Below are 9,495 nucleotides of genomic sequence, written 5' to 3'. Positions count from 1 at the left end.
GTCCGAGGATCGGGTGGCTGCACGGCAGGAGACTACTTGCGGTACATCGCCTCGATATCGGCGGCGAACCGCTCGGTGACGACATTGCGCTTGATCTTCAGCGTCGGCGTCAGCTCGCCGGATTCCTCGGTCAGATCCCGCTCGAGCACGACGAACTTCTTGATCGACTCCGAATGCGACACCATCGTGTTCGCGTCGTCGATGATCGTCTGCAGAGCGTCGCGGAGAGCCGGATCGTGGCGGAGATCGGCGATCGTCGCGGTGGACGGCTTGCCGTTCTCGGTCTTCCAGTTCTCGAAGACGTCGGGGTCGACGGTGAGCAGCGCGGTGATGAACGACCGTCCGTCTCCGATCACGACCGCCTGCGAAATGATGGTGTGCGACCGCATGCGGTCCTCGAGCGGCCCGGGCGAGACGTTCTTGCCTCCGGCGGTGATGATGAGGTCCTTCTTGCGGCCCGTGATCGACACGTATCCCTCGTCGTCGATCGATCCGAGGTCTCCGGAACGGAACCAGCCGTCGTCGAACACCTCGGCGGTGGCCTCATCGTTACGCCAGTACCCGTTGAACACGACGTTGCCGCGGAGTTCGATCTCCCCGTCGGCGGCGATGCGCGCGCTGTTGCCGCCCATCGGCTGACCGACGGTGCCGATCTTCTGGGCGCCCGGGGTGTTGACGCTGTGTGCGGCGGTGGTCTCGGTCAGTCCGTAACCCTCGTAGATAGGAACGCCGACGCCACGGAAAAAGTGGCCGAGCTTGGGGCTCAGTGCCCCTCCACCCGAAATGGCGTACCAGCACTGGTTACCCATCGCCTCGCGCAGCTTCGAGAAGACCAGCTTGTCGGCCAGCGCGTGCTTCGCCTTGAGGGTGAACGTCGGGCCGCCGTGGTCGAGCGACTCGCTGTATTCGACTGCGGTCTGCTCGGCGAACGCGAAGATGGCACCCTTGAGTTTGCCGCCGGCGGCGGCCTTGGCCGCGGCACCGTCGCGCACCTTTTCGAAGACCCGCGGAACGCCGAGGATGATGTTCGGCGAGTACCGGGTGAACTGTCCCGAGACGGTCGAGAAGTCCGCCCAGTGGGCCTGCGCCGCGCCCGACTCGAACAACGCGAGCGAGACCGCGCGAGCGAGCACATGGGCGAGCGGCAGGAAGGTCAGGCCGCGGTTTCCGGGCTTGGCGACCGCGCCTACCGACGAGGTGAGGATCGCGCGGACCTCGGACAGGAAGTTGGCGTGCGTGAGCATGCAGCCCTTGGGGCGACCCGTGGTGCCGGAGGTGTAGACGAGCGAGGCGAGGTCGGCCGAGCGGATACCCGCCAGACGCGCCTTCAGTTCCGCATCGTCGACGTCGGCACCTTCGGCAAGCAGCGTGTTGACCGCGTCCGCCTCGATCTGCACGACACGCCGCAGCGTCTCGGGCATGCCGACGAACAGTGCCTCGTGACGCGGGGTCTCGACGATGGCCAGACACGCCTCGGAGTCCTCGAGGATCCAGCGGATCTGCTCGGTCGACGACGAATCGTAGATCGGCACCGACACCGCACCGGCCGCCCAGATCGCGTAGTCGAACAGCGACCACTCGTACCGGGTCGCGGACAGCAGCGCCACACGGTCACCCGGGCGGACGCCGGCGGCGATCAGGCCCTTGGCGACGCCGCTGACCTGTTCCCCGAACTGACCTGCGGTCACACCGATCCATTCGTCGCCCACCGGGCGCGAATACATCACTCGGTGCGGGGTCTTCTCCGCATGTTCGAAGACCGTGTGGACCACGGACTCGTCCTCACCGATGGTGTACTGGGCAGGGGTCGAGTACTCACGCACTGATATCTCCATCGTTCTGGTCGGGAGTCCGGGTGGCGCCCCACTCGACGCCGCTTCGAAAGCGGTGCAAAAGGTGCACGAACCGGTCGAGATCGTCCTTTTCCCATCCGGCGAGACCCGCCCGGATCTCGCCGTGCCTGCGCAGCACGGTGTCGTCGAGGATCGCCCGGCCGCGGTCGGTCAAGCGCAGGGGGTTACCCGTCCTGACCGGGCCTGCCGTGGCCTCGACCCACCCCGCCTCGACGGCGTTGCGCACCTGGCGGGACACGGTGGACCGGTTGACGCCGAAGGTCTCCGAGATCTCGGTGGCACGGCAGCCCGGATGGCGGGCTATGAATCCGAGCAGGGAGTGCTGAGCCAGACTGAGCGCGCTGTCGTGTGCGCGCTCTCCGGCTGTCAGGAAGCGGACGAGGTGCACGAACTCGTCGTAGACCTGCGCCACTTCGGTCTCGGCCGGCGTCCCGGCCTGCCACTCGTGTTGCACAGGGCAACTATAGGCGCGGGGTGTGCTGCGACACTAATCGGTACGACCCGTCCCTGTGATCCGTCCACGACCGGCGCGCGAGCAGGCCTGGACCGTTGTCACGCTTCTCGAGGCGCCGCCGGGCGACCGATACCGGGACGGTCCGCACCGCTAGCCTGTCCCTACCGTGACGGCGCACGTGCAGGGAGGTTCGGATGGGTGATGGGGGCGGCCGAGACCTGTTCCGATATCTGGTCGCCGACGAAGCCGACGACTACACCGCGGTGATGGACTGCTTCTCCGGTCTCCTTCTCGCCGAGTTGTCCGCCGCGGACATCGCGTCGGCCCTCGCCGCCACGAGCACCCCGCTGCACGCCGACGTGGTCGAGGCGCGCTGCCGCCGGCTCGTCCACTGGGGGAATCTCGCGGCGTCCGGACGCGACACCGGCGGAAGCGCCGTCACCGACTACGTCCGTGCCCGCGCCCGCTATCGCACCACCGTTCCCGGAGCCCGGGTGCACCGGGAGGCCGCCGCGGTGCTGTCGTCGCGTGACGGCGCGCGCGAGGTGGCACGCGAGTCGCTCGGCCGCATCGCCGACGCGCTCGTCCTGATCGACGCCCTGGTCGGAGACTCGGGTTCCGTCGCCGATCCCGACGCGCTCGCAGGCCACGTCACCGGCGTGTTCGCACACCACCGGATGTTCACCGACAGCGTCGCCGATTTCTATACCTACCTCGGCGGGGTCCTCGCGCGGCTGGACTTGTCCGACGACGACTACACCGAATTCAAGCTCGTCTTGCTCGAGTATCTCGACGTCGTCACCTCGGATGTCGCGCAGTACGCTCCGCTCGTCGCCACCCGGCTGCGCGATCTGGCACCCCGGCTGGACCTGCTGCTCGCCGCGTTGCCCGCCACAGGCCTGCCCGACCCGGCCGGTGTCGTGCGGTCGCCGGGGCGCACCCGCAGCGACTGGGACGAACTCGCCCGGTGGTACGACGAGGATTCGGGACCGCGCCGGTTGCGGGACGCGGCAGCCCACGCGTTGACCCGCCTGCTGGTACACACGCGGCGACTCACGTCGGCCACACCGGGCTTCTCCCACCGCGCCGACCTGCTGCGGCTCGCCGGATGGTTCGCCGAATCCTCCGACGAGCAGGCGCACCGCCTGTTCGCGGCAACCTTCGGCGCCTACCCCAGCCGGCATCTTCTTCTCGGCCCCGACGAACCCGACCCCCGGGTCGGGCCGGGCACGTCGTGGTGGGACGCCGATCCCGTGCATGTTCCGGTCTCGCTCCGCGAACGCGGCGACCGTTCCCCCCGCGGACGCACGGCGCGCATCCCCGATCCGACGCCCGATCGCACACGTGCCGACGCGCTCGCGACCCAGGAGTCGCAGGAGCGGGCCGCGGCCGTCGAGGAACTGTGCGGTGCGGGAGACCTGAACGGCGCACATGTCTCCGACCTCGCCCGCACCCTGCTGCTCGACGCGCTCGGGGAACTGCTGGCGCGCTCGCGGTCGCTCGACAGCCCCGCACGCGTCGACGACCACGACCTCGGGCTCTCCCTCACCGCCGAGCCGGGGCCCGACACGGTGGTGCACTGCCCCGACGGTGACCTCACCGTGCACGCGCTCTCGTTGCGGGCCTCGGTGCCCGCCAGCCGTGCACCGACCGGCACCCGTGCACAGACCGACACCGACTCGCAGAGAACAGGTACGGAGTGACCACAACGACGGGCACGGTGGCCCAGGACACCACCGGCCGCCGGCATGCGGCCCGGGTACTGCTCCAGCAGCCGATCCTCACCGCGGCGCAGGACCCCGACACCTTCGAACTGGTACGGCGACACGCCACGGCTCTGAAGTCGATGTTCGCGGAGCAACTGGGATACACACTCGTCGTCGACACCTCGTTCGCGCGGCTGACGAAAGCACCGCTCGACGGTTCGGCCCCGAGCCGGCCCGTGCGTCGCGGCAACGGAGACGAGTTCGGGGCCACCGCCTACATGTACCTCGCACTGGTCTGCGCTGCCCTGCTCGCCCCCGGCGCGGACGACCGCGTGCTCGTCTCGAACCTCGTCGACCAGATCCGCGCCGACGCGGACGAACACGGAATCGCGCTCGGCGACACACTGTCGGAGCGTCGGCACCTGGTGTCGGCGTTGCAGACACTCCAGGAGTGGGGCGTCCTCACCGAACCCGGCGGCGAGGGCACTGCCGTCGACGATCTTCCCGGCGACGTTCCGCTCACGGTCGACAGGACGCTGCTCCCCCATCTGATGTCCGGTCCGCTGCACAAGGCCACCGGACCGGCGGCAATCGTGGCGTCGCCCGTGCAGGAACCGGCGGCGCGCCGGTTGTACCGACGGCTGGTGGAAGACCCGTTCGTGGCTCGCCGTGACCTGGACGCAGACGCCGTCGAGGTGCTCGTCCGCGACCGGGCCGAGCTCACCCGGCGGCTCGACGAGGACTTCGGACTGGTGCTCGAGGTGCGCACCGAAGGCGCCCTGGCCTACGACCCCGACGGTGAACTCACCGACGCGCCCTTTCCCGGAGCGGGAACGGTCGAGCAGGCGGCGCTGCTGCTCGTCTCCGAACTCACCGACCGCTACGACACCGAACCGGGTGCGGACCTGCACGTCGACACGGCTGCCCTCGATGTCCTGCTGGGTGAGTTCGTGGCGGCGCATGCACGAACGTGGCGCCGTGACTACGTCCGTGATGTTCCGCTGCTCCGACGCGACGTGACGTCGCTGCTGACGCGACTGGGCCTCGCCCGACCCTCCGAGGACGGACTGATGCTGGCCGCCCCCGCCGCCCGTTACCGCCCCACCGCCGCCGAAAGATCTGCCACATGACCCACTCCTCCGACGCTCTGCTCCACGACGACAGCGTTCCGGTACGCCATCCCCATCGCTGGCGACTGTCGCGAGCAGGAATCGTCAACGTGTGGCACTACCTCGACACCGAGTTCACGTTGCCCGGCGGCCGGATGATCCTGCGGGGCACCAACGGATCCGGCAAGTCGCGTGCCCTCGAGATGCTGTTGCCGTTTCTTCTCGACGCCGACCGCAAACGCATGGATGCGACCGGCGCCGCCAAGGTCGACCTCGACGAACTGATGCGCACCGGCGCTGCCGGACAGACCAACCGGATCGGTTATCTGTGGATCGAGTTGGCACGCCCCACCGGTCACCTCACCATCGGTGCGCACATCCGGTACAGCGCCACGGCGCACCGCAGCGAGGTGCACTTCTTCACCACCGAGCTTCGGATCGGGCACGACCTCGTGCTCGTCGACGAGTTCCGTGCTCCGCTCTCGCGTGACGATCTCGCCGCCCGAATCGGCGCGGACAAGCTCACCCGCGAACCCGACCGGCATCGTGACACGGTCCGTGACCTGGTCTTCGGGCTCCGAGGCGAAGGTGGTCGCGACCGGTACACCGGGCTGCTGCAATTGCTCCACACATTGCGGTCGCCCGATGTGGGCAACCGGATCGACGAAGGCCGGCTGCCGCAGATCCTTTCCGATGCGCTTCCCCCGCTCGCCGACAACATGCTGGTGGAAGCGGGAAGTCAGCTCGATCTGCTCGGGGAGAGCCGTCGAGCGCAGGCTCAGCTCGAGGCATCGCTGACGCGCGTGCGCCAGTTCCACGCGGTGTATCGGCGCTACGCCGCCGACCTGCTGCGCGCGAGCGCCGACGCTGCGGTCGCCGCGGCCGACCGCGTATCCGACACCCGGCGCGAACTGGCAGCAGCGGAAGCCGACGCCACCGATCTCGATACGCAGGCTGCCGCCGCCGAGACACGACTGCGCGAGCGCCGCGATCAGCTCTCCGAACTCGAGCGCGCGATGCGGGGACTCGAGACCCACGAACTGTTCCGCACCGCAGACGACCTTGCCCAACGTCAGCTCGCGGTCGACGCTCTCGGGCTCGCCGCGGATCAGGCGATCGCCGCGGCGACGCGAGCGCGCACCCACGAGCGCCTCGAAGCAGACCGTGCCGGCGAACTCCTGGACGAGTTGTCCGCGGCGGTCGACCGGACAACCGAACGCCTCGCGCTGGCGAAACGCGAACTCACCGCCGCCACCGTCCCGCCCGGCGCACTTCCCGCCGACGTCCGCCTGGACATCGACCGGGAAGTACCGGCCTTGCACCCGGTGCGCACCGACCGCGACGCACCCCCCGAGTCGGCGCCGCGACCGACGATCGCGCGGGCGACGCTCGTCCCCGAACAATGCGAGGAGGCCAGGGCCGCAGCCGAATACGCGGCCGCGGCGGCCCGGCGTCGCCGCGAGCAGGCGTCCCGGCGACTCGGAGAGGCCCGGCGACTCGACCTGTGGGGGCGCGGCGTACGCGAAGCGGAGGCAGCCGCCGAGCGCGCCGCCCGGGAAGCCGAACGCGACTCCGCTCAGCGGTTCGAGGCCGCTGCCCGGCTCGACGACGCGGCACTGTCGCTGCGGCACGGCTGGCGCGAGTGGCTCACCTCGGACTCGACGTCCGCGCTCCTGCCGGATCTCGACGCGGTCGGGCTGATGCGCCGCTTGTCGGCGTATCTGGAGTCGATCACCGACGCCGACACCGACACGGATGCAGACGCCGACCCGATCCTCTCGGAACTCGGCGCCCTGCCGGCGTTCGCGGCCGAGGCAGCCGTCGACGCGCTGGACGAGACCGCTGTCGCGCCGCCGCAGGACCGCACCGACGACGCCCGGCGCCGGGCACTGGCGGAGGAACGCGACGCACTCGACGCCGACGACGGGACTCCCGTGGGAGCGCCGTGGCAGTCGCCGAGCAACGGTGCACCGCTGTGGCGGGCAGTCGACTTCGCCGACACCCTCGGTGAAGACGACCGCATCGGCATCGAAGCGGCGCTGCTCGCCGCCGGTTTCCTCACCGCGACCGTGGACGGCGAGGGCAGGCTCCGCGCGCACACCGGCCAGGTCCTCGTCTCGCCTCGCGGCGAACCGCCGCGGCAACCGTTGTCGACGGTGCTCGTACCCGCCCCCGAGACGGACGTACCGCTCACCGCGATCACGGCCGTCCTGTCCGCGATCGGGTTCGAAGACGCCGCTGCGGTCGCGTCGGTGTCGCGGGACGGACGATGGCACAACGGGGTCCTGCGCGGGCGGCACACCGCCGAGTCCGCGCGCTACATCGGCGCGGGTGCCCGCGACGCCGCCACCGCCCTCCGGCGCATCCGGCTCGACGAAATCACCGCGGACCTCGCGGCACTCGACCTCGCCGCCGAGCGCCGGACCGCCGAGCACGGCGATCCGGCCACGAGCCGGGCCCGGGTGCATGCTCATGCGTCGTCGGCTCCCACGACCGGAGCCCTGGAGGAAGCGCTGCACCGGTACCGAGAGGCCGACGGCCGCGCGCAGGTCAGCGCCGCCGCCGCGGCCGAACTCAGAAAGCACGCCGCGACACTGCGGACCCAATGGTCCACCGATCTCGACACCCACCGAGCCACCTGCACCCATTTTTCCTTGCCGCGGGACGTGGCAGACCTCGAAGCGGTGGTCTCGACCTGTGCGGTCGCAGAGAGAACCTGCCTGGATCTGTCGCGAGATGTCGGTGACGTGCTTGCCGCACGGGACAGACTCGCCGCGGCCACCGACCGTTTCGCGTCCGCGTCCGACGTGCGTGCCGAGGCAGAGGAGAACGCCGAGTCGTGCTGGCACGAGTGGCACGGCAAGGCAGCCGTCGTGGCCGCACAGGTGGAGGCACTCGACGTCGATGCCGCCGATCTCGCTCGCGAGCTGCGCGATTCGGACGCGGAACGCGCGCGCACCGAAGAACAGTGCCGTCGCACCGTGACCCATCGTGAGCACCTCGGGAAGGCCGTCGCGGAGGTCCTTCAGCAGTGCGCCGCCGTGCGGGAGCGGCTCCGGCGCGACCGCGACGAACTCGCCGCCGCGGCCGGCCGGCTGTCGGCACAGATGCAACTCCCCGAAATCGCCGCAGCCGCCGACATTCAGGCGGAGCCGCTCGCGCACCTCGACGACCCCGACCACGTGCGCACCGCTGCACAGGCACTGCTGAGCGTGCTGCCCGCGAGCACCGGGACGGGCGACAACCGGATGCTCGCCGCGCTGCAGCGGTTCGATCGCGACATCTCCGATCGTCTCGAGGTCCGGCACACCGTCACCGAGTCCGCGCATGTGGTGAACATCGGCGGCGTCGGCGACGACACCACACCCACCGGCGTGCTGGCCGAGCTCACCAAGCGCGTCGAGGACGAGAGTCGTGCACTGTCCCAGCGTGAACGCGACGTGTTCACCGGTTTCGTGCTGGGCGGGGTCGCCGACGAACTGCGCCGCAGGATCACCCAGGCCGAACAGCTTGTCGCTGCGATGAACACCAGCCTGGCCGACAGCCGCACCACCCACGGGATCGGGGTGCGCATCGCGTGGCGCCCGGTGCGCGAGGATGCGGACGCGGCTCTGGTGACCCGTCTGCTCACCGGGGAGCGGTCACCGGGTGACAGCGAGGAACTCCTCGAGCTGCTGCGTCGCCGGGTGGAAGCGTCACATGCCACCGATCCGTCGGCCGGATACGCCACGCACCTGTCGCAGGCGCTGGATTACCGCCAGTGGCACACGGTCGAGGTGACGATCCTGGGTCCCGAACCCGATCAGGAACGCAGGATCTCCACGCGCGCCAAGATTTCCCAGGGCGAGACCCGGTTCGTGTCGTACGTGTCGCTGTTCGCCGCCGCGGACGGCTACCTGTCCGGACTGCCCGATACCGATCTGGCGCTGCGCCTCGTTCTGCTCGACGATGCGTTCGCGAAGATCGACGAGCCGACCATCGGCGAGCTCATGGGGCTGCTCGTACGGCAGGACATCGACTTCGTGATGACCGGCCATGCCCTGTGGGGCTGCGTCCCGGGGGTGCCGGCACTCGACATCTACGAAGTACGCCGCCTCCAGGACGGGTCTGCGGTCACCACGCGGGTGCACTGGGACGGACGCACGCGCCACGTGCGTCCGTCACTCCCGTGACCCGGAGCTCTTCCCGGCCGTGACACGGGCCGGGGGGGGGGGGGGGGGGGGGGCGGGCGGCACGGGCAAGTCCGTCGAGAGCCCCGCCGCCGGCGGGTCCGTCTTCCGGGCGCACCGGGACCGGCACCGGACGGGTGCCGTGACGACGGATCGCTTCGAGCGCATTCGGATAGGTGGGGTGGTCGACGATCACCCGGTCGC

The 9,495-nt window shown here is 70.1% G+C and carries 5 protein-coding genes and 1 pseudogene; 3 read left to right on the top strand and 3 right to left on the bottom strand.

Annotated features, from left to right (window positions below):
* Nucleotides 1-32: 32 nt before the first annotated feature.
* A complete protein-coding gene (locus TVH25_RS19275) occupies nt 33-1,823 on the bottom strand; it encodes an AMP-dependent synthetase/ligase (RefSeq protein WP_378527484.1) in 1,791 nt (596 codons plus the stop codon).
* Entirely contained in the window at nt 1,816-2,307 is a 492-nt protein-coding gene (locus tag TVH25_RS19270; protein ID WP_422425231.1) for a MarR family winged helix-turn-helix transcriptional regulator, read from the bottom strand. The genes TVH25_RS19275 and TVH25_RS19270 overlap by 8 nt, the downstream gene beginning before the upstream one ends.
* Nucleotides 2,308-2,501: 194 nt before the next feature.
* Between TVH25_RS19270 and TVH25_RS19265 the strand changes: the two genes are divergently transcribed.
* From TVH25_RS19265 to TVH25_RS19255, 3 genes are read left to right on the top strand one after another with little or no spacing between them, the layout of a single operon-like run.
* Nucleotides 2,502-4,010, top strand: a complete 1,509-nt coding sequence (locus tag TVH25_RS19265) for a TIGR02677 family protein (RefSeq protein WP_422425230.1) — start codon at nt 2,502-2,504, stop codon at nt 4,008-4,010.
* Complete coding sequence (locus TVH25_RS19260) at nt 4,007-5,143, top strand: TIGR02678 family protein (protein ID WP_296551532.1); 1,137 nt, start codon at nt 4,007-4,009, stop codon at nt 5,141-5,143. The genes TVH25_RS19265 and TVH25_RS19260 overlap by 4 nt, the downstream gene beginning before the upstream one ends.
* The gene (locus TVH25_RS19255) at nt 5,140-9,294 is read left to right on the top strand and encodes a TIGR02680 family protein (RefSeq protein WP_422425229.1); all 4,155 of its coding nucleotides are present in this window, start codon (nt 5,140-5,142) and stop codon (nt 9,292-9,294) included. Before TVH25_RS19260 ends, TVH25_RS19255 begins: the two co-directional genes overlap by 4 nt.
* Before the next feature lie 52 nt (nt 9,295-9,346).
* Here TVH25_RS19255 and TVH25_RS19250 read toward each other — a convergent pair.
* Nucleotides 9,347-9,495 (bottom strand): annotated as a pseudogene (locus TVH25_RS19250) (PLP-dependent aminotransferase family protein); the annotation flags it as partial.

Source organism: Rhodococcus sp. 7Tela_A2, from assembly GCF_049311045.1.
GTDB lineage: Bacteria > Actinomycetota > Actinomycetes > Mycobacteriales > Mycobacteriaceae > Rhodococcus.
The sequence above is the reverse complement of the archived record's forward strand: the minus strand, read 5'-3'. Positions and strand labels throughout refer to the sequence as shown.

Excerpts from the sequence above, each read along its gene's own strand:
- TVH25_RS19255 (WP_422425229.1), top strand. The coding sequence starts at position 5,140 with ATGACCCACTCCTCCGACGCTCTGCTCCACGACGACAGCGTTCCGGTA.
- TVH25_RS19265 (WP_422425230.1), top strand. The coding sequence starts at position 2,502 with ATGGGTGATGGGGGCGGCCGAGACCTGTTCCGATATCTGGTCGCCGAC.